Source organism: Brevundimonas mediterranea, from assembly GCF_014196125.1.
Classification (GTDB): Bacteria; Pseudomonadota; Alphaproteobacteria; order Caulobacterales; family Caulobacteraceae; genus Brevundimonas; species Brevundimonas mediterranea.
On the sequence record NZ_JACIDA010000002.1, the window covers coordinates 462,969 to 482,641 of the forward strand.

The following is a 19,673-nucleotide window of genomic DNA, read 5'->3' on the forward strand; positions in this document are numbered from 1 at the left end:
ATCAGAAGCACAGAGCGGCGGCGGCCGTTCTACCGCCTCGGATGCATCCCCCTCCCGGCGGCGAGAGACGATCACCTTTTATAAGCCCGGCCCGTAGCGGCCGGGCCTTTTTTATGCGCCGAGGCCTGCTATGGCGGGGGCATGACCCTTCGCCTCGCCACTTGGAACATCAACTCCGTCCGCCTGCGCATCGACCAGGTCGCCCGGTTCGTCGCCGAACGCGCGCCCGACGTCCTGCTGTTGCAGGAGATCAAGTGCACGACGGATCAATTTCCGCGAGCCGCCTTTGAGGACATGGGAATGCCCCACCTGCGCGTGGCGGGCCAGAAGGGCTGGCACGGGGTGGCCATCGCCTCGCGTCTGCCGCTGGAGGACAGCGACACCTTCCAGGTCTGCAAGCTGGGCCACGCCCGCTGCGTCTCCGCCCAGGTCGCCGGAATCGACGTTCAGAACTTCTATATCCCGGCCGGAGGCGATGTTCCCGACCGGGTTCTGAACCCCAAGTTCGATCACAAGATGGACTTCTACGAACAGCTGACGGCCATCGTCGCCCGCCAGGACAAGGCCCGCCCCCTGGTCATGGCCGGAGATTTCAACATCGCGCCGGGCGAAGGCGATGTCTTCAATCATCGCTACATGTCCAAGATCGTCAGCCACACGCCGATCGAGGTCGAGACCCTGAACCGGCTGCAGGCGACCGGCGGCTTCGCCGACGTGCTGCGGGACCGATTCCCGGAGCCGCAAAAGCTGGCCAGCTGGTGGAGCTATCGCGCCGCCGACTTCCGCAAGTCCAACCGCGGCCTCCGCCTGGACCACATCTGGACCTCGCCGGGCCTCACCCCAGCCGTGGTCAAGGACACCGCCCGAATCCACGACGACGTCCGCGAATGGGACCGCCCGTCCGACCACGCCCCCGTGACGGTCGATCTGGACGTCTGAACGCCGCGAGGACGGAGATGACGGACGGCGGCCGCTCGGGGCAGGCCATCTCAAGCATCTTACAAGCTTTACCTTATTGAAACACGATCGGTATTTGGCGGTCATGGAGCCGCCCTAAATGGACCGCGCCGCCCGAGGGGGACGGCGCTTTTCATTGGATGATCCATGACCTATTCCGGTTCGCTCGCCCGGCGCGCCCTGCTGTGCGCCGCCACCAGCCTCATCGCCCTGAGCGCAGGTTCGGCGCTGGCCCAATCCAGCTCCACTGCATCGACGCAGGACAAGTCCGAAGGCACGACGCTTCAGGACATCGTGGTGACCGGCGCACGACGCGCCCAGACGGTGCTTGAACAGGAAAGGGCCGCTGTCGGCGTCGTTGACTCCGTCGCCGTCGGCGACATCAGCCTGAACCCCCAGACCAATATCGCCGACTTGGCCAAGCGGCTGCCCGGCGTCTCGGTCAGCCAGGACCAGGGACGGAACCAGTCGGCGACGGGCGAGGCACAGTACGTCGCCATCCGCGGCTTCGACACCAGTTTCAACGCCTATACGCTGGACGGCCTGCGTCTGCCCCAGACGGCGGGTGGTCGTTCCATTTCGCTGAACCTCTTCAGCCCGTTCGCGATCCAGGCGATCGGAATCGACAAGACGCCGAACGCGGCGTTCGACGCCGACGCCATCGCCGGCATCGTCAATCTGGTCACCCCCTCCGCCTTCGACTTCGGCGACCAGATGCTGCGGTTGCGCGCGGTGGGACAGATGGCCGAACTGGCCGAGGATCGCGGTCAGGACAGCCTGGGCGGCGCGATAGGCCTGGACATGTCGCGTCGGTTCGCCGACGGCCGCTTGGGCGTCTATGCGGCGGCCTATTATGAGCAAAAGAGCAGCGCCGCCGAAAGCGTCGCCGTTCAGAACGACTACAAGACCTCAAAGGCCAATGTCGGCTCGGCGCGCGACAACGAAAACGCCTTGTCTGCGGACGGTTTGCAGTGGAACTTCTTCAACTCCACCGTCGAACGCTATGGCGCAACGGCGGCTCTGGACTATCGCACCCAGCCCTTGGACCTGTTCGCGCGGGTCAATTATGCGACCTACACCAACACCAATACGATGAATCAGACGGGGCTGCGCAGCGAGCGGACCTCGGGACAGACCAACCCCAATCCGGGCGGCTCCAACTATAACGCCGCCGGCGACTACACGCCCTACGGCATCAACCCGGCCAATTATTTCCGTGTGGAGGACGTCGAGCAGGAACTGCTGTCGGTCCAGACGGGCGGCAAGCTGAAGTTCGGCGGCTTCACCGCCTCGCTGGAAGCCGCCTACGCCGACGGTCGGCTGGATTCGCCCAACTCGATCGAAGCCGCCTGGCGCGGCGTCGCCTACAATGGCGCGCCCGGCAATACCGGCGTTTCGTCCGAGGGGCTGAAGATCGACCTGTCTGACGCCCGCTGGCCGATGCCGGTCCTGTCGTCCGGAGCGACGGCCTATGTCGCCAGCCAGGACCGCCCCAGCCAGATCTATGTCCAACGCGGCTACAGCTATCTGTCCGAGGTCAAGAAGACGGTAAAGGGCGATCTGACCTGGACGGGCTCGGGCCTGCTGGCCAGCGCCTCGATCGGCGGACTTTATGAAACGGCGGACCAGGACGGCCGCAGCCTGACGCCGGACGACACGCGCTATCGTTTCCGCACCTCTCTTCAGGCCGGCGCTGTGGACGGCCCCTCGATCGGCGCGACGCCCGGCCAACTGATCACCGACTTCATGGGGCACGGCACGGTGCGCCCGGTCAAACTGGTGGATCGTCGCTTTGTGGAGCATGAGTTGGATCTGTACGGCTCGACGGTGACGGTCTCGCAAGACAAGCTGAACCAGGGCCTGTCGGACAGTAAGGAAGACCGTTCGGCCGCCTTCGCCGCCGCCAAGCTGAAGTTGGCGGGCGGCGATCTGGAGATCACCCCCGGCGTTCGCTACGAAGACAATCACTTCGAAGCCCGCTTCTTCGTCAAGGATGCAGACGGCGCCCGCTTCGCCACGGCCGACCGGGATTATGACCATGTCGATCCCAGCGTCGTCGCCGCCTGGCGTCCCAATGACGCCCTCGTGGTGCGCGCGGCGGCCCGCTCCAGCTACAGCCGCCCCTCGGGCGGCCAGCTGGCGGGGCCCACCACCGTCAGCCGCGATCCCGTCACCAACGCCATCATCAGCATCAGCCAGCCGAACCCGGACCTGAAGCCGGTCGAGGGCTGGAGCTATGACCTGGGCCTGGAATGGTACGCCGTCGGCGCCAATCTGCAGCTGGCCGTCTACCACAAGGATCTGGACAATATCGTCGTGCCGACCGCCCTGCGGAATGGGACGAACGAGACCAGCGACGGGGTGATCATGATCAAGCCGTTCAACGGCCTGGGCGGCTCGGCCACCGGCGTCGAACTGGGCGGCCATTACGCGCTTCCGGTTGATGGCTGGCTGGAAGGCGTGTCGTTTGGCGGAAACCTGACCTATCAGCAGACCCGCGCCGAATACCGCCTTTCCTCGACTGTGACGCGCGAGAGCGACCTGCCCCAGGCGCCCGAACTGATGTACAATCTGGAGGCCGGGTATGAGCATGGGCCGGTGCGCGCCAGCCTCTGGTACAACCACACCGGTCGGCGCTTGGACACGGTTCAGGACAGCCAGCCGGACATCTACATCCAGCCGTCCAAGGAGCTGAACCTGGGCGTGGCCCTGACCCTGGCGCCGGGACTGGAAGTCGGGGCGGCGGTCCGCAATCTGACTGACGAACCGACCCGCTGGTCGACCGTCGGCGCGGGCGAACGCTATGTCTCGCCCGACCGTAAAGGCGGCTACCTGGAAACCGGCCGGGTCTTCCAGGTCAGCGTCAACGCCACCTTCTAAGGCGCGGACGTCAGAACCGATGTAGACATGACAGAGGGCGGCGGCGTTCAGCCGCCGCCCTCTAATCTGTCGCGGCTGCTTCAGTAGACTAGGACTGTGCGGCTTTGGGTTGAGGTCGTCTGTCTGGACTTACGCCCGAGCGCCTTAACCCCACGCGCCAGTCGTTCTACAGCCTGTTGCAGTTCGCTCTCAGGCAGGGTGTAGGGCAGGCGCAGGCGTTGTTCGAAGGCGCCGTCGATCCCGAAGCGTGGCCCGGCCGCTAGCCTCAGCCCTTCGGTCTCGGCCTGGGCCGTCAGGGCGGAGCTGATCGGCGCAGGAAGTCGCACCCAGAGCGACAGCCCCCCTGCAGGACGGGGGCAGCTCCAGTCCGGCAGATGCTGCGCCAGTTGCGCCCGAAGGTGGTCCCGCCGCGCCCGCAACAGGGGCCGTCGCGCCGCGAGGGCCGCGCCGCCGTCGGTCAACAGCTTCACCGCTGCCAGCTGTTCGAGGATCGGAACCCCCAGATCGAAACTGGCGCGGCTCTGGGCCAGGCGCTGAATCACGGCGCGGTCGGCGCGAATCCAACCGATGCGGAGACCGCCCCAGACGCTTTTCGACATGGAGCCCAGCCGCACCACACGCGGGGCGTCCACGGCCGAGGCGGTGAGCGCCGGCGGGCCGCTGAGCGTCAGTTCGACCAGGGTTTCGTCCAGCACCAGCAGGGTCTCCGACCCCTTCAGCCCGGCCAGAAGCCGGGCGCGGTCCGGGGCGCGCATCATCCGGCCGGTCGGGTTGTTGTGGTCCAGCACCAGATAGGCCATCGGCGCGCCGCTGCTCCGACAGGCCGAGACCAGACTGTCCACATCCCAGCCGTCGCCATCGTCGGGCAAGGCGACCGGCGTCGGCCGCCCCCCTGCCGCGAGGATGGCGTCGATCGCCTGGGGGTAGGTGGGGTGATCGAACACCACCGGGACGCCGGGCCGAACGGTCAGGCGCAACAGGTGGACCAGACCATTGTGGGCGCCGTGGGTGATAAGGATTTGGCCCGGCGACGTCGCCAGCCCACGTCGTCGATAGCTCTGGGCCACGGCTTCGCGGAGTTCTTCGAGGCCCTCCGGCTCATAGCCATGGCCGGGCAGGTTGGCGGGAAGCCGCTCGAGCGCCCGCACATAGGCGGCGTGGACATTGGGGTCGGCGGGAAGGACAGCGGCCGTCAGGTCGATCATTCCCGGCTTCGGCGGCCCGTCTGGCTGCGGCTGGCGAGGGGCAGGCCCCGCCGGGAGACTGGTGCGCGCCGCCTCCCCCTGTCCGCCGACCAAAAACCCGTCATCCCGGAGTCGTCCATAGGCGGCCGATACGGTCGTACGGCTCAAACCCAGGGCCTGAGCCACTTCGCGCTCGCCCGGCAGACGGGCGGCGAGCGGCAGGCGCCCGTCGAGGATCAGAAGTCGTACCGCTGCGGCGAGCTGCCGGTAGGCTGCGCCCGCCCCCGACGAACGCCAGACGCCGAGATGGCGGACAAGGGGACCTAGGCCGATAGAGCGAGGGGACATGAAGCCAGAATGCCATAACTGGCCCTTTTTTGCGCGGCCAGTTATGCGAAAACCTTCGAAATGACCCGTCGCCTTCTCCAACTCTTCGCCGGCCTTGTCCTGTACGGCCTATCCATCGCTCTGATCGTTCGCGCCGATCTGGGGCTGGATCCCTGGGATGTGCTGAACCAGGGGGTCTTCGAGCGGTTCGCCGGCCCGGCCGGAATCAGCTTCGGCCTGGTGGTCAATCTGATCGGTATGGCCGTGCTGCTGCTGTGGATTCCCCTGCGCCAAAGGCCTGGAATAGGGACTGTGGCCAATGTTCTGGTGATCGGCACCGTCGCGAACTTCGGTCTGGATTGGATCTCGTCTGACCTGGGCCTACCGATGCGAGCGGGCCTGTTGGGCGCGGGCGTCGTGTTGAACGGCGTCGCCAGCGGGGCCTATATCGGCGCGGGACTGGGTCCGGGCCCGCGTGACGGCTTGATGACCGGCATCGTGGCGCGCACGGGCTGGCCGGTCAAATGGGTGCGGACCGCCATCGAGCTGAACGTCATCGCCTTGGGCTGGCTGCTGGGCGGCTCGGTCGGCGTCGGCACGGTGATCTACGCCGTGACCATCGGCCCGCTGGTCCATCTGTTCCTGCCGATTTTCACGATCCACCGCCGAGGCGCGGACGCCTAGGGTTGAAGGCGATAGCCGCCCGCGTCGGTCAGCAGCAGCCGGGCCTGACCGGGTTCGGGCTCGATCTTCTGGCGCAGGCGATAGATATGGGTTTCCAGCGTGTGGGTGGTGACGCCGGCGTTATAGCCCCAGACCTCGGTCAGCAGTTCCTCGCGCGACACAGGCTTGGCGCCGGCGCGGTAGAGGTATTTCAGGATGTTGGTTTCCTTTTCGGTCAACCGCACCTTCTTGCCCTTGGCGTCCATCAGGACCTTGGCGGCCGGGCGGAACTCGTAGGGACCGATGGAGAAGACGGCGTCTTCCGACTGTTCGTGGCTACGCAGATGGGCGCGGATGCGGGCCAGCAGGACGGCGAACCGGAAAGGCTTGGTGACATAGTCATTGGCGCCGGCGTCCAGGCCCAGGATGGCGTCGGCGTCGGCGGCCTGGGCCGTCAGCATGATGACCGGGGTCGAGACCCCGTCCTTGCGCAGCAGGCGGCAGGCCTCGCGGCCGTCCATGTCGGGCAGATCGACGTCCAGCAGGATCAGGTCGGCGCGGATCTCGCGCCCCATGCGGACGCCGTCGGCGGCGGTGGAGGCCTGCTGGGTCTTGAACTCCTCGTGGAGGTTCAACTGCTCGGCCAGGGCCTCGCGCAGGTCGTCGTCGTCGTCGATGATCAATATGGTCTTGGGCGTGGGCATGGACAGACAATGGCGAGGCTTGGCCCCCGCGCCAAGGCTTGGGGGTGCGAATTCACGTCGGGTTACGGCCTAGAGGCGGTTTAAGGACGATTTCGTTCCCCGAACAACGCCGTTCCCACTCTTACATGGGTCGCGCCGTAGCGGATCGCGGCCTCATAGTCGCCGCTCATTCCCATCGACAGGACCGAAAGGCCGTTGCGTTCGGCCATGTCGCGCAACAGGACAAAATGGGATTCGGCCGCCTGATCCGCTGGGGGAATGCACATCAGACCCTCGACCGTCAGGCCGTAGATCCGTCGCGCCGTCTCGATCAGGGCGTCAGCGGCCTCGGGTGGGACTCCCGCTTTCTGCGGCTCGGCGCCGGTGTTGACCTGAACCAGAAAGCGCGGCGATCGGCCGCGTTTCTGCGCCGCCTCGGCCAGGGCGCGTGCCAGTTTTTCGCGGTCCAGGGTCTCGATCACATCGAACAGGGCGACGGCGTCCTCGGCCTTGTTGGTCTGCAGAGGGCCGATCAACCGCAACTCCAAGCCGGCAAGGTCCGACCGTCGTTCGGTCCAGCGCCCCTGCGCCTCCTGCACCCGGTTCTCGCCGAAAACCCTTTGGCCCGTGGCCAGGATGGCGTCGATGGCCTCGTCCGGCTGGGTCTTGGAGACGGCGGTCAGGGTGACGGCGGCGGGATCTCGCCCGGCGGCGTGACAGGCGGCGCCGATTCGAGCGCGGACGGCGGCGACCCTTTCGGCGATGGACGGGGCGGGCGAAGCGGGGGAAGAAGAGGTCATGATCCTGCCGGCTGGTTACAGCGACGATGCGCGCGCGCTCTGGGATGCGGCGACCGCTCTAAACCGCGCCGCCGCCGCTGTCAGCCCGCGCGCCGCCGGTTTGCCGCCCTTGCTGTTCTTCACCGACCCGGGCCGCACGCCCCGACCTTGGGAGACGGCGGCCCTGCTGCCGGCGGGATCTGCGGTGGTCTATCGCGCTTTCGGGGCGGCCGACGCCGTCGAGACGGGACGGCGGTTGCGAGAAGCGACGCTGGGCGCCGGTGTGAAGCTTCTGATCGGGCGAGACGCCGATCTGGCGGAGACCTTGGAGGCGGACGGGCTGCATCTGCCTGAACGCGAGGCGGGGCGGGCGCGATCCGTGGGTCAGGCTCACCCCGATTGGCTGCTGACCGCCGCCTGGCATGGGGGCCGGCCCCTGACCGAAGGTCTGAACGCCCTGGTGCTGTCGCCGGTGTTTCCGGCCGGCGGGGCCTCAGCGGTCAAACCCGCCCTGGGCGTCGCCGAATTCAGGCGTTGGAGCCAGAATGTCGATCTTCCGGTCTATGCTCTGGGTGGGATCAAGCCGGACAATGTCGCGTCCCTGATCGGAGCGGGAGCGTGCGGGCTGGCGGGGGTGGAGGCGATCCAATCCGCCTTCCGTTGAGACGCTCGTCTCGACGATCCGTAAACCATCGGCCAGTCTGACCCGCAAGGCGTGGCCAAGGCGGAAGACTGGCGTCGACGCCGTGAAGCGTCGATCACGAATCAGAAGTTGAAGATGGTCTCGAGCCGCACGCGGGGCTGGGTGCGGCCATTGGTTTCAGGCGCGCGGGCCGGGTCAGCTTCCCGAGATGCCACAGCGGCGGCGGCGCCGACGCGCAGACGGTCGTTCAGGCGGTAATAGGCGCCGGCCTCGACATCGCCCCAGTCGGTCTCGCGCCCAACCGGTTGGTTCAGATTGAAATCGAGACCCCACCGACCCTTGTCGTTCAGGCGCAGGCCACGTCGTTGTTGTGACGGGGCGTTGCGCTGGGCGGCCTGGGCTTCGGACAAGGTGACGCTGGGCGCGCGCGTCGTCGCAGCGTTCTGGGCAAGCGCCGGCGCAGCGACGGCAAGGGCCATCGTCGCAAAAATAACAGCCGAGAAACCGCCGAAACGCATTCTGAACCCTTCGAACGTCCTTGATTTTGGACGTCCCTACCCTGAACCGACCCTAATATGGTCGTGGACGCCGCGATTAGACACCGGGGGTCCGCCCGGTCAACGCAACGTGGTCCGGATGTCGGGGTTCCGCTGCATTGTTGCAGTGCGATGTGGCTCAAGCGTCACGGGATTCGAGCCAAAAGAGGGGTTGCTGTCAGCGATCTGTCACGGAACGGCGCAACTCGTATCGGCGCAGGGCTGCACTTCGCCTTGTCATCGCCCCTTTTGCCCGTGTTATAGAGCCACGCAGCGGCGCGAACCTACGCGCGGTCCCCTGCGCGCGTGTGGGCGAGGGCCTTCACGTCCCTGAGTTTACGGAGACTTCCTTGATGAGCCTCAACAAGGCCCTGGTTCGCGGCGTCGCCATCGCCCTGGTCTCGGGCGTCGCCCTGAGCGCCTGCTCGAGCATCCCCTTTGTCGGCGGCGGCGACAAGAAGGCCCCCAAGACGAACGTGCAGCAAGGCATCGGCGTCAACGGCTATCTGTGGCGCGCCTCGCTCGACACCCTCAGCTTCATGCCGTTGCTGACTGCTGATCCGTGGGGCGGCGTGATCAACTACGACTGGTACACCAACCCCCAGACGCCGAACGAGCGCTTCAAGGCGACTGTCTTCATCCTGGACACCCGTCTGCGCGCCGACGCGCTGAACGTCACGGTGACCAAGGAAGTGAAGGGCGCGGACGGTCAATGGACCGCCGCTCCGGTCGCCGCCCAGACCGAGGCGGACCTGGAAAACGCCATTCTGACCAAGGCGCGCCAACTGAACCTGTCTAACGCAGGCTGACTTTCTGGTTGGCGCTACCGCCCTTCGGGCTAGTTGAGCGCCGATTGGTCTGAGTTCGGTCGTCGTTGAGGCGACGAGAACGCATTTTTCTTGGGCGCTGTCGTCCTTCGGGCTAGTTGAGCACGGAGGGCGGCAGCGCCCTTTTGACTTCAGGACGACCGTGGCCCGTTACGAACCCAAGACCGCCGAACCCCGCCAACAGGCCCGCTGGGCGGACGCCTCCGCCTTCGTGACGAAGGACACCGGCAGGCCGAAATACTATGTGCTTGAAATGTTTCCCTATCCGTCGGGGAACATCCACATGGGCCACGCCCGCAACTATGTGATGGGCGACGTCGTGGCGCGGTCCAAGCGCGCCCAGGGTTACGACGTTCTGCACCCGATGGGCTGGGACGCCTTCGGCATGCCGGCCGAGAACGCGGCCATGGAGCGCGGCATCCACCCCAAGGGCTGGACCTACGACAATATCGCCCAGATGCGCGAGCAGCTGAAGCTGCTGGGCCTGTCGCTGGACTGGTCGCGCGAGTTCGCGACCTGCGACCCGGAATACTACGGCAAGCAGCAGGCCTGGTTCCTGGCCCTGTATCGGCGCGGCCTGGTCTATCGCAAGGACGGCGTGGTCAACTGGGACCCGGTCGACAACACCGTCCTGGCCAATGAACAGGTGATCGACGGGCGCGGCTGGCGTTCGGGCGCCGTGGTGGAGAAGCGCAAGCTGAACCAGTGGTTCCTGCGCATCACCGACTATGCCGACGACCTGATCGACGGGCTGAAGACCCTGGACCGCTGGCCCGAGAAGGTCCGGCTGATGCAGGAGAACTGGATCGGTCGCTCCAAGGGCCTGCAGATGACCTGGAAATGGGCAGGCGAAGCGCCGGCGGCTTCGCCTGACGGTCTGGAAATCTACACCACCCGCCCGGACACGCTGTATGGCGCGTCCTTCATGGGCATCGCGCCGGACCATCCCATCGCCAAGGCCCTGGCGGAGGCCGACCCGGCCGTCGCTGACTTCGTCGCCAAATGCCGTGCCGGCGGCACGTCCCAGGCCGACATCGACCAGGCCGAAAAGATCGGCTGGGACACGGGCCTGAAGGCCGTCCATCCCTTTACGGGGGCGGAAATCCCCGTCTGGATCGCCAACTTCATCCTGTCGGAATACGGTACGGGCGCCATCTTCGCCTGCCCGGCCCACGACCAGCGCGACCTGGACTTCGCCCGCAAATACGGCCTGCCGGTGATCCCGGTGGTCCGTCCCGAAGGCGCCGGCGATGACTTCCCCGTGGGCGACGAGGCCTATACCGGCCCTGGCTCCATCTTCCATTCCGACTTCCTGGACGGCCTGGACATCGAGACCGCCAAGGCCGAGGCGGTCCGCCGCGTCGAGGCGGCGGGCACGGGCCAGGGCGCGACCATCTATCGCCTGCGCGACTGGGGCGTTTCGCGCCAGCGGTATTGGGGTTGCCCGATCCCGATCATCCACTGCCCGTCCTGCGGGCCGGTGGAGGTTCCCGCCGACCAGCTGCCGGTGGTCCTGCCTGACGATGTCACATTCGATGTGCCGGGCAATCCGCTGGATCGCCATCCGACCTGGAAACACGTCAAATGCCCGTCCTGCGGCCAGGATGCGACGCGCGAGACCGACACGCTCGACACCTTCGTCGACTCCAGCTGGTATTTCGCCCGTTTCACCGACCCGACCGCGGCCGAGCCGATCAATACCGAGGCCGCGAACCGCTGGCTGGCGGTGGACCAGTATATCGGCGGGGTCGAGCACGCGGTGCTGCACCTGCTGTACGCCCGTTTCATCACCCGCGCCCTGTCCGACGCCGGCATGCTGTCGGTGAAGGAGCCGTTCGCCGGCCTGTTCACTCAAGGGATGGTGGTTCACGAAACCTATCGTCGCGAGAACGGCCAGTGGGTCGAGCCGACCGACGTGGAACTGAGCAATGACAACGGCGTCCGCTCCGCGCGCCAGCTGTCGACCGGCGAGACCCTGGTCATCGGCGACATCGAGAAGATGTCCAAGTCCAAGAAGAACGTCGTCGCGCCTCAGGAGATTCTGGAGAGCCACGGCGTGGACGCCGGCCGTCTGTTCGTCCTGTCCGACAGCCCGCCCGAGCGGGACGTGCAATGGACCCCCGGCGGGGTCGAGGGCGCCAGCCGGTTCGTGCAACGGACCTGGAACCTGTTTGACGCCTATGACGCGGGCTTCGCGGGCGAGGACAAGGCCAACGCCGAGCTGCTGCGCGAGACGCACAAGGCGATCAAGGCCGTGTCCGAAGGGGTCGAGGGCTTCCGCTTCAACTCGGCCATCGCCAAACTGTACGCCTTCGTCGCCACCGTCCGCGACAGCGCCCAAGCCGGCGGCGACGCCAGACGCCAGGCCCTGTCGGCCCTGGCCCGCCTGATCGCCCCCTTCACCCCGCACCTGGCCGAAGAATGCTGGACCCAGCTGGGCGAGGACGGGATGGTTCTGGACGCGCCGTGGCCCGTGTGGGACGCTGCGCTCGCGGCCGACGACGAGGTGGTCCTGCCCATCCAGATCAACGGCAAGCGTCGCGCGGAAATCCGCGTGCCGCGCGGCATGGAGCCCGCCGAGGTCGAGGCCCTGGTTCTGGCCGACGAAACCGTGCAGGCGCGGCTGGAGGGTTTGAACGTGAAGAAGATCGTCGTGGTCAAGGACCGGATCGTCAATCTGGTGGCCGGCTGATGCGGGGCGCGGCGGCCTTTGCGGCTCTGACGGTGTTGGGGGCGTCCCTGGCGGTCTCGGCCTGCGGCTTCACCCCGATCTACGCCGAGCCGGCCATGGGGTCGTCCCTGCGCCGGATCGCCGTATCCACTCAGGACGACCGTCTGGGCTATCGTCTGCGCGAACAGCTGGAAGACGCCCTGGCCTGGGATCAGTCGGCTACGCCCCTGTATCGCCTGACGACACAGGTCGAACAGAGCCGCCGCTCGCTGGGCCGCCGGATCGACGACACAGCCACCCGCTATGAACTGACGGTCAAGGCGGCCTGGACCCTGACCCCGGCGGCGGGCGGAACCCCCGTAACCGGTGTGGAGACCGTCACCACCACCTATGCGACCGCCGACCAGCCCTATGCCGCCATCGCCGCCCAGCAGGACGGCGAAGAGCGCGCCGCGGCGGAACTGGCCCGCCTGATCCGACTGGACCTCATGCAGGCGCTGTCGAACCGGTGATCCTCGCCAAACGCCCAGAGATCGATCGCTTTCTGAAGGCGCCCGATCCGGCTGTCCGGGCGGCGGTGATCCACGGCAAGGACCGGTCCGGCGTCGCCGAACGGGCCGAGGTCCTGTGCCGCGCGATCACGCCGGACCTGAATGATCCCTTCAACGTCACCGTCCTGACCGACAGCGACATCGACAGCGACGAAAGCAAGCTGGAGGAGGCCCTGACGGCCATGTCCCTGATGGGCGGGCGTCGTCTGGTGCGAATTCGTCTGTCGGCGCTGAAACCCGGCGTGGACAAGGCGGTCGCCGCCGCCGTCAAGATCCATGCCGAGGGCGGCTATAATCCCGACGCCATGCTGGTGGTCGAGGCCGACCAGCTGGGCCGCGACTCCGCCCTGCGCAAGACGGCGGAGAAGGAGGCCGGAGCCGTCGGCATCGTCTGCTACGAGGACGAGACCGGCGACGTCGCCCGCATGACGCGTGAGGCTCTGGCCGTCGACAAGGTAGGCCTGACCGCCGACGCCCTGGACCGGTTTGTCGGCCGACTGCCGCGCGAGCGGGGCCTGATGCGCCAGGAGATCGAGCGCCTGGCCCTGTTCATCGGTCCCGGCTCGAGCCGGACCATCGATGTCGAAGAACTGGAGCAGCATCTGGGCGTCGAGCCCGACGCCTCACTGTCCGATGCCGCGCTTCAGGCTTTCGGCGCCCGGCCCGGCCCCGCCCAGTCGGGTCTGAGGCGCGCCTTCGCCGAGGGTGAATCCTCGGTCCTGGCCGTGCGGTCCGCCGCCCTGCACCTAGGAAGGCTGCGCCGGATCAATATCCTGCAAGCCAATGGCGCAAACGCCAAGGAGGCGGCCAAGGCGGCTGGGGTCTTCTGGAAGCAGGAGGCGGAAATGCTGCGCCAGGCCCGGGCCTGGCGGCTGGAGGCGCTGGACGAGGTGCTGGACAGCATCAACACCGCCGACGTCGCCACCAAGACGACCGGAATGCCGGATCAATTGATCGCCGAACGCCTGCTGCTGGAAATCGCCGGCCGCGCGCGCAGGCTCGGTCTTTGACGTCCTTCCTCCCACGAAACGGGAGGAAACGAAGCCTAGCCCCGCTTCGAAGCCTTTCGGAAGGCCGGTTGGGCCATGGCGACATTCCGCGCCGAGACGCTCTTTTCCTCAGCCTTGGCGCCGACCTGGGCGTTAAAGCCATGACCTGCCTTGGCCTTCTTGGCGGCCAGGGCCTGTTTCAGTTTGTCGGCGGCGGAGGGGGCGGTTTCGTCGGTCATGGGTTGATCCTAGCACGTCCTCAGCGATGAGTCTGGCGTCTCAGGCGCGCATCAGCCGCCGGCAAAGGTCGTCCAACTGTTCCAGCGAGCCGTAACGGATCGTCAGTTCGCCCTTGCCGCTGCGGTCGTTCAGCTGGACATTCAGGCCCAGTGCGTCGGCCAGATCCTGTTGCAGGGCGGCGACATCGGCCGCCCCCTCCCCGCCCTCTGCGGGCTTGGGCTTGACCGGCTTGGGGCCTTCCGCCGCGCGCCGCGCCAGGGCCTCGACCTGACGCACGTTCAGCCCTTCATTGTAGGCCTGCTCAGCCAGGGCGGCGGCGTGGGGCGCGGTGATCAGGGCGCGGGCGTGACCGGCGGTCAGCTTGCCGTTTCGGACGTACCAGAGCACTTCCTCCGGCAACTGCAGCAGCCGCAGGGTGTTGGCGATGTGGCTGCGGCTCTTGCCGACGATGCCCGCCACCTGGTCCTGGGTGCGACCGAACCGTTCCATCAACACGCGATAGGCGTCGGCCTCTTCCAGCGGGTTCAGGTCTGCGCGCTGGACGTTCTCGATGATGGCGACTTCGAACACCTCGACGTCGTCCATTTCGTGGACGACGATCGGCACCTCGGTCAGCCGAGCGGCCTGGGACGCACGCCAGCGGCGCTCACCGGCGATGATCTGCCAGACCCCGTCCTCGCCAGGCTGCGACCGGACCAGAATGGGTTGCAGCACGCCCTTGTCGCGGATCGACGCCGTCAGTTCTTCCAGATGTTCCTGGGTGAAGATCTTGCGCGGTTGATCAGGATTGGGCTTGAGGCTCTCGATCGGCACGCGTTGAACGCCCGAAGGCAGGGTCGCGCCCGCCGCCGTCGGCGCCTCGACAGCCTCGCCCATCAGGGCCGACAGACCCCGTCCAAGACCTCTTTGTCGTTCAGCCAAGATACTGTTCCGTTTCTTCTTTTAAACTCGTGTACCGGTCGGTCGGGATCAGGCGGCCAGCTTCAGCCGCTGGCGTTCGCGCTTCACCACTTCCTTGGCCAGGCGTAGATAGGCCTGGCTGCCCGCGCATTTCAGGTCATAGATCAGGGCCGGCTTGCCGAAGGACGGCGCCTCCGCCACCCGGACGTTGCGGGGGATGACGCTGTCATAGACCTTGTCGCCGAAATGGGCCCGTACGTCATTGGCCACCTGGCCCGACAGGGCGCTGCGGCGGTCATACATGGTCAGGACCAGACCCTGGATTTCAAGGGCGGGGTTCAGGCTTTGCTTGACCATGTCGATGGTCCGCATCAGCTGGCTCAACCCCTCCAGAGCGAAGAATTCGCACTGGAGCGGCACCAGAACCGCATCCGCCGCCGCCATGGCGTTCAGGGTCAGCAAATTCAGCGAAGGGGGGCAGTCGATCAGCACATAGTCATACGCGGTAGGGCCGTCGTCATGCGCTCGCAAGGCGTCACGCAGGCGATAGGAGCGGCGGTCTGCCTGGCTCAATTCGATCTCGACCCCGGACATGTCGGCGTCTGCCGGCACGATCCATAGCCCAGGCACCGTCGTCTGCACGGCAGCATCATCGACCGAGCGCTGATCGACAACCACGTCATAGATGGTGACGCGGCGTGTTTCACGTGGAACACCCAGACCGGTCGAGGCATTGCCCTGGGGGTCCATGTCCACGATCAGCACGCGCTTGCCGATGGCGGCCAGGGCGGTGCCGAGGTTGATGGCGGTGGTCGTCTTGCCCACGCCACCCTTCTGGTTGGACACGGCGAGGACGCGGGCAGGCAGTTTGTTAGTGCTTGGGGCGGGCACGTCGAACACTCCGGACTGTCACGATGCGGCCGCGCGGGTCGCTTTGCGACGGGGCCAGTTCAGCGTCGAGATGCCAGGATTTCCGCGCCTCAATCAACTCGGATTCGGCCTTCTCCCCCTTCAGGAACAGACCTTGTGCACCCCTTTGGAAGTAGGGCTGTGCATAACCCAGCAATCGCTCCATCGGGGCGACCGCACGAGCGGTAACGATATCGCATTTGACCGTCTGCTCCTCCGCCCGGCCGTTGATCACGGTCGCCGGCAGATCCATGACATCGACGATCTCCTGCAAGAACCGACACCGTTTCCCGAGGCTGTCGATTAGCCAGACGTGCGCGCCCGGAGCGTCCTTCAGCAGAATAGCCAGAACCACGCCCGGGAACCCCGCCCCAGCGCCGAGATCAGCCCAGGTGCGGGCCCCAGGCGCATGGGTCAACAGCTGGGCGCTGTCCCAGGCGTGGCGATTCCAGAAATCCGGGAGACTGTCCGGGCCGACCAGGTTCATCACCGAATTGGCTTCGCTCAGCCGGATACGGAAATCTTCCAGATCCGCCATCTGCTGCGGCGTCGCGCCGACCTTGCCCTGAAAGACGGTCTTTTCGGCATTCAGCATCAGGCCGCCACCCCTCCCTGGACCGAGGTCCTGGGCGCCCTCTTCACATGCGCCAGGAGGGCCGTGAGAGCGCCAGGCGTCATGCCCTCGATCCGCCCCGCCTGGCCGAGGGTGCGGGGCTGCACTCGCGCCAGCTTTTCCTTCACTTCGTTCGAAAGACTGCCGATGGCGGAATAGTCGAGATCAGTGGGCAGAAGCAGGCCGTCTTCGGTTCGCAAGGCCTCGGCGTCGATCAATTGCCGGTCCAGGTAGTTGGCGTAGCCAGCGTCTATTTCCACCTGCTCGCGCACCTCGGCGTCCCAGGTGGCGACGACCGGATGGGTCTGGATGAAGTGATCCAGCGTCACCTCAGGAAACGCCAACAGTTCCCGCATGGAACGCCGTCTTCCATCCGCGTTGACTGGAATTCCAATGGCGTTGGCTTCCTTCGGCGTGAACAGGGTTTCACGTGAAACAATGCCGGCCTCGGACAGTTTTTGGGCCTTAAGCTCAAAACGCTTCCGGCGCTCAGGTCCCACGATCCCAAGCGCAATTGCCAGCGGCGTCAGTCGCTGATCGGCGTTGTCCGCCCTCAGGGTCAGCCTGTACTCGGCCCGGCTGGTGAACATCCGATAGGGTTCCGTCACCCCCCGCGTCACCAGGTCGTCGATCATCACCCCGATATAGGCCTGGTCACGGCCCAGGATCACCGGCGCATCCCCCCCAGCCGTGCGGGCCGCGTTCAGGCCGGCCATCAAGCCCTGGGCCGCCGCCTCCTCATATCCCGTGGTGCCGTTGATCTGGCCAGCCAGATAGAGACCGGGCCGCTTCTTGACCTCAAGGGCGGGGCTCAGCTCGCGTGGATCGACATAGTCGTATTCAATGGCGTAGCCGTAGCGGAACACCTCCACCGCCTCCAGGCCGGGGATGGTCCGGAGGAACGCCAACTGGGTCGGTTCCGACATCGAAGTCGAGATACCGTTGGGATAGACGGTGGGATCATCCAGACCTTCTGGTTCCAGGAAGATCTGATGGCTCGTCTTGTCGGCGAACCGCACGACCTTGTCCTCGATCGACGGGCAATAGCGGGGTCCACGGCCCGACAGCTTGCCGCCATAGACTGCGCTCTCGCCCAGGTTCTCGGCGATGATGCGATGGGTTGCCTCGGTCGTATGGGTAACGCCGCAAGCGATCTGCGGCACGTCGATCCGGTCCGTCATGAAGGAAAAGGCGGACGGCGTCTCGTCCGCCTGCTGCATCTCCAGCCGGTCCCAGGCGATGGTTCGTCCGTCCAGCCGCGCCGGTGTTCCGGTCTTCAGCCGCCCCATCATCAGGTCGGCCGCGTGAAGATCAGCGGCCAAGCCGGTCGAGGGATCCTCGCCATGACGGCCTGCCGGAATCCTTTCGTCGCCCCGGTGGATGACACCGTTCAGGAAGGTGCCGGTCGTCAAGACCACGGCCCCTGCCCTCACCCTCTCCCCGGTCCCCGTCGTCACGCCGACCACGCGATCGCCGTCCAGGATCAAACCCTCAGCCGTTCCCGCCATCAGGCTCAGGTTCGGCGTCCGGGCCAGCTCCGCCTGCATGGCTTCCCGGTACAGACGGCGATCGATCTGGCTCCGGGGACCACGCACGGCCGCGCCCTTGGACCGGTTCAGGAGGCGGAACTGGATTCCTGACACGTCCGCCAGACGCCCCATGATCCCGTCCAACGCATCAATCTCACGCACCAGATGGCCCTTGCCCAGGCCGCCAATGGCGGGATTGCACGACATTTCGCCGATGGTCTCCAGCTTCTGGGTCAGCAACAGAGTCCGCGCGCCAGCACGGGCTGAAGCGGCAGCGGCTTCACAACCGGCGTGACCGCCGCCGATGACGACGACGTCGTAGGAAATCTCGATGGGGGCGTTCATCCTCGCCACATAGTCCAGATGGACGGTTTTCGCTACACCACAGACCGGCGCCCGGTTCGAAGATCGGTGGTATTACCTAAGGTGTTTCACGTGAAACACCGGTATTACTTGCCGATGCAGAAGGTCGAAAACACCTCGCCAAGGATATCTTCGACCCCGATCGCCCCCGTCACCCGCGACAGGGCCTCGGCCCCACGCCGCAGGTCCTCACCGGCCATCTCTGGCCCGGCATCCAAGGCACGCCGCCCGGCATCCACAGCCTCCAAGGCCTCGTTCAGGCGCAGACGGTGACGCTCTCGCGTAACCGCCGGAAAATCGGCGCCCGACAGATCCTGCGCCAGCCGCGTCGCAATCCAGTCGTGCAGAAGCGACAGACCCGCCCCACTGCGGCTGCTGACCTCGATTCGGTCGAAGCCCCCGCTTGGAACAGACCCACCGAGGTCAGCCTTGTTCGCCACGACCAGATCGCCTGGCCTGGCATAGGCCGCCGCCACGCCATCGGGATCGCCCGGCGCCCTGACCCAAAGACGCAGATCCGCCTGTTCGGCCCGCATCCGCGCCCGCCGCACGCCTTCCGCCTCGACGGGATCAACGCTCTCTCTCAGGCCCGCCGTGTCGGACAGGGTCACGGCATAGCCGCCGATCACCAGGTCGGCGTCCAGCACATCCCGCGTCGTTCCGGCGATGGGTGTGACGATGGCCGCTTCACGTTCGACCAAAGCGTTGAACAGCGATGACTTGCCGGCATTGGTTTCGCCGATCAGGACGATGCGATAGCCGTCGCGCACCCGCTCGCCCCGTCGCCCCGTATCCACGGCGCGCCGCAAATCCTCGGCCAATCGGTCGAGAACTGGTCCGGCGGTTCGGGACAGATTGTCGGGTACGTCCTCATCCGGAAAATCGATCTCCGCCTCGACCAAGGCCAGGGCGTGGAGCAGATCCCGGCGAAAACCCGCATAGGTCTCGCTGAGCTTCCCGTCGAGCTGGCCCAGGGCCTGCCGCGCCTGGGCGGCCGTCTCGGCGTCGATCAGGTCAGCCACCGCCTCGGCCTGGGCCAGGTCCATCCGTCCGTTCTGGAAGGCGCGGCGGGTGAACTCCCCAGGCTCGGCCGGCCGTACGCCCAGAGCGATCAGGGCGCCGCTGGCCGCTTCCACGACCGCTCGACCGCCATGCAGATGGAGCTCGGCGGAGTCCTCGCCGGTATAGGAATGAGGCGCGACGAAACGAAGCACCAGGGCCTGATCGATGTGGTCGCCGGCGTAGGCCAGGTCTCGTACCGAGGCCATTCGAGGCTTCAATCGAGGGGCGCCAAGCGCCGTCAAGGCCGCATCAACGCGCGGCCCCGACAGACGCATGACGGCGATGGCCCCACGTCCGGGCGGCGTCGCGAGGGCGAAGATCGTATCTTGCATCATCGGATTATGCCTCCTCCCCTCCGGTCGGGAGG

18 protein-coding genes are annotated in these 19,673 nt (G+C 66.4%); 8 read left to right on the forward strand and 10 right to left on the reverse strand.

The window, feature by feature from the left end; all coding sequences use genetic code 11:
• Positions 1–141: 141 nt before the first annotated feature.
• Positions 142–939 carry an exodeoxyribonuclease III gene (locus GGR11_RS11080; protein ID WP_183196989.1) on the forward strand — a complete coding sequence of 266 codons (798 nt, stop codon included), beginning with the start codon at positions 142–144 and terminating at the stop codon, positions 937–939.
• Positions 940–1,104: 165 nt separating this feature from the next.
• Positions 1,105–3,837 carry a TonB-dependent receptor gene (locus tag GGR11_RS11085; protein WP_183196991.1) on the forward strand — a complete coding sequence of 911 codons (2,733 nt, stop codon included), beginning with the start codon at positions 1,105–1,107 and terminating at the stop codon, positions 3,835–3,837.
• A gap of 80 nt (positions 3,838–3,917) precedes the next feature.
• Here the strand turns inward: GGR11_RS11085 and yczR are convergent, their stop codons facing one another.
• Positions 3,918–5,369, reverse strand: coding sequence for a MocR-like transcription factor YczR (gene yczR, locus GGR11_RS11090; RefSeq protein ID WP_183196993.1), 1,452 nt, complete (start codon positions 5,367–5,369; stop codon positions 3,918–3,920).
• Between the two features lie 60 nt (positions 5,370–5,429).
• Between yczR and yczE the strand changes: the two genes are divergently transcribed.
• The gene (gene yczE / locus GGR11_RS11095) at positions 5,430–6,032 is read left to right on the forward strand and encodes a membrane protein YczE (protein ID WP_183196995.1); all 603 of its coding nucleotides are present in this window, start codon (positions 5,430–5,432) and stop codon (positions 6,030–6,032) included.
• Here yczE and GGR11_RS11100 read toward each other — a convergent pair.
• Positions 6,029–6,715: a response regulator transcription factor gene (locus tag GGR11_RS11100; protein WP_183196997.1), complete on the reverse strand. Its 687-nt coding sequence runs from the start codon at positions 6,713–6,715 to the stop codon at positions 6,029–6,031. The genes yczE and GGR11_RS11100 overlap by 4 nt on opposite strands.
• Before the next feature lie 80 nt (positions 6,716–6,795).
• Entirely contained in the window at positions 6,796–7,494 is a 699-nt protein-coding gene (locus GGR11_RS11105; RefSeq protein WP_183197000.1) for a YggS family pyridoxal phosphate-dependent enzyme, read from the reverse strand.
• Between GGR11_RS11105 and GGR11_RS11110 the strand changes: the two genes are divergently transcribed.
• Positions 7,493–8,137 carry a thiamine phosphate synthase gene (locus GGR11_RS11110; protein ID WP_183197002.1) on the forward strand — a complete coding sequence of 215 codons (645 nt, stop codon included), beginning with the start codon at positions 7,493–7,495 and terminating at the stop codon, positions 8,135–8,137. The two genes, GGR11_RS11105 and GGR11_RS11110, sit on opposite strands and share 2 nt — an antisense overlap.
• A 101-nt stretch (positions 8,138–8,238) precedes the next feature.
• On the opposite strand, the gene GGR11_RS11115 is transcribed toward GGR11_RS11110, so the two are convergent.
• Positions 8,239–8,634 carry an NtrZ family periplasmic regulatory protein gene (locus GGR11_RS11115; RefSeq protein WP_183197004.1) on the reverse strand — a complete coding sequence of 132 codons (396 nt, stop codon included), beginning with the start codon at positions 8,632–8,634 and terminating at the stop codon, positions 8,239–8,241.
• A gap of 371 nt (positions 8,635–9,005) precedes the next feature.
• Here GGR11_RS11115 and GGR11_RS11120 point away from each other — a divergent pair, with 371 nt between their 5' ends.
• From GGR11_RS11120 to holA, 4 genes are all read left to right on the forward strand, one after another.
• The gene (locus tag GGR11_RS11120) at positions 9,006–9,461 is read left to right on the forward strand and encodes a DUF3576 domain-containing protein (RefSeq protein WP_183197006.1); all 456 of its coding nucleotides are present in this window, start codon (positions 9,006–9,008) and stop codon (positions 9,459–9,461) included.
• A gap of 160 nt (positions 9,462–9,621) precedes the next feature.
• Positions 9,622–12,171 carry a leucine--tRNA ligase gene (gene leuS, locus GGR11_RS11125; RefSeq protein ID WP_183197008.1) on the forward strand — a complete coding sequence of 850 codons (2,550 nt, stop codon included), beginning with the start codon at positions 9,622–9,624 and terminating at the stop codon, positions 12,169–12,171.
• The gene (lptE, locus tag GGR11_RS11130) at positions 12,171–12,662 is read left to right on the forward strand and encodes an LPS assembly lipoprotein LptE (protein WP_035308316.1); all 492 of its coding nucleotides are present in this window, start codon (positions 12,171–12,173) and stop codon (positions 12,660–12,662) included. Before leuS ends, lptE begins: the two co-directional genes overlap by 1 nt.
• Entirely contained in the window at positions 12,659–13,711 is a 1,053-nt protein-coding gene (gene holA, locus GGR11_RS11135) for a DNA polymerase III subunit delta (protein WP_183197010.1), read from the forward strand. The genes lptE and holA overlap by 4 nt, the downstream gene beginning before the upstream one ends.
• A 35-nt stretch (positions 13,712–13,746) precedes the next feature.
• On the opposite strand, the gene GGR11_RS11140 is transcribed toward holA, so the two are convergent.
• From GGR11_RS11140 to mnmE, 6 genes are all read right to left on the reverse strand, one after another.
• Entirely contained in the window at positions 13,747–13,929 is a 183-nt protein-coding gene (locus GGR11_RS11140) for a hypothetical protein (protein WP_035308321.1), read from the reverse strand.
• 40 nt (positions 13,930–13,969) lie between these two features.
• On the reverse strand, positions 13,970–14,851 hold the full coding sequence (locus GGR11_RS11145; RefSeq protein ID WP_198004257.1) for a ParB/RepB/Spo0J family partition protein: 882 nt from the start codon (positions 14,849–14,851) through the stop codon (positions 13,970–13,972).
• A 48-nt stretch (positions 14,852–14,899) separates the two neighbouring features.
• Positions 14,900–15,697 carry a ParA family protein gene (locus GGR11_RS11150; protein WP_183197831.1) on the reverse strand — a complete coding sequence of 266 codons (798 nt, stop codon included), beginning with the start codon at positions 15,695–15,697 and terminating at the stop codon, positions 14,900–14,902.
• 4 nt (positions 15,698–15,701) lie between these two features.
• Positions 15,702–16,334, reverse strand: coding sequence for a 16S rRNA (guanine(527)-N(7))-methyltransferase RsmG (gene rsmG, locus GGR11_RS11155; RefSeq protein ID WP_183197012.1), 633 nt, complete (start codon positions 16,332–16,334; stop codon positions 15,702–15,704).
• Entirely contained in the window at positions 16,334–18,226 is a 1,893-nt protein-coding gene (gene mnmG, locus GGR11_RS11160) for a tRNA uridine-5-carboxymethylaminomethyl(34) synthesis enzyme MnmG (protein WP_183197014.1), read from the reverse strand. The genes rsmG and mnmG overlap by 1 nt, the downstream gene beginning before the upstream one ends.
• Positions 18,227–18,330: 104 nt before the next feature.
• A complete protein-coding gene (gene mnmE, locus GGR11_RS11165) occupies positions 18,331–19,638 on the reverse strand; it encodes a tRNA uridine-5-carboxymethylaminomethyl(34) synthesis GTPase MnmE (protein ID WP_183197833.1) in 1,308 nt (435 codons plus the stop codon).
• Between the last annotated feature and the right edge of the window lie 35 nt (positions 19,639–19,673).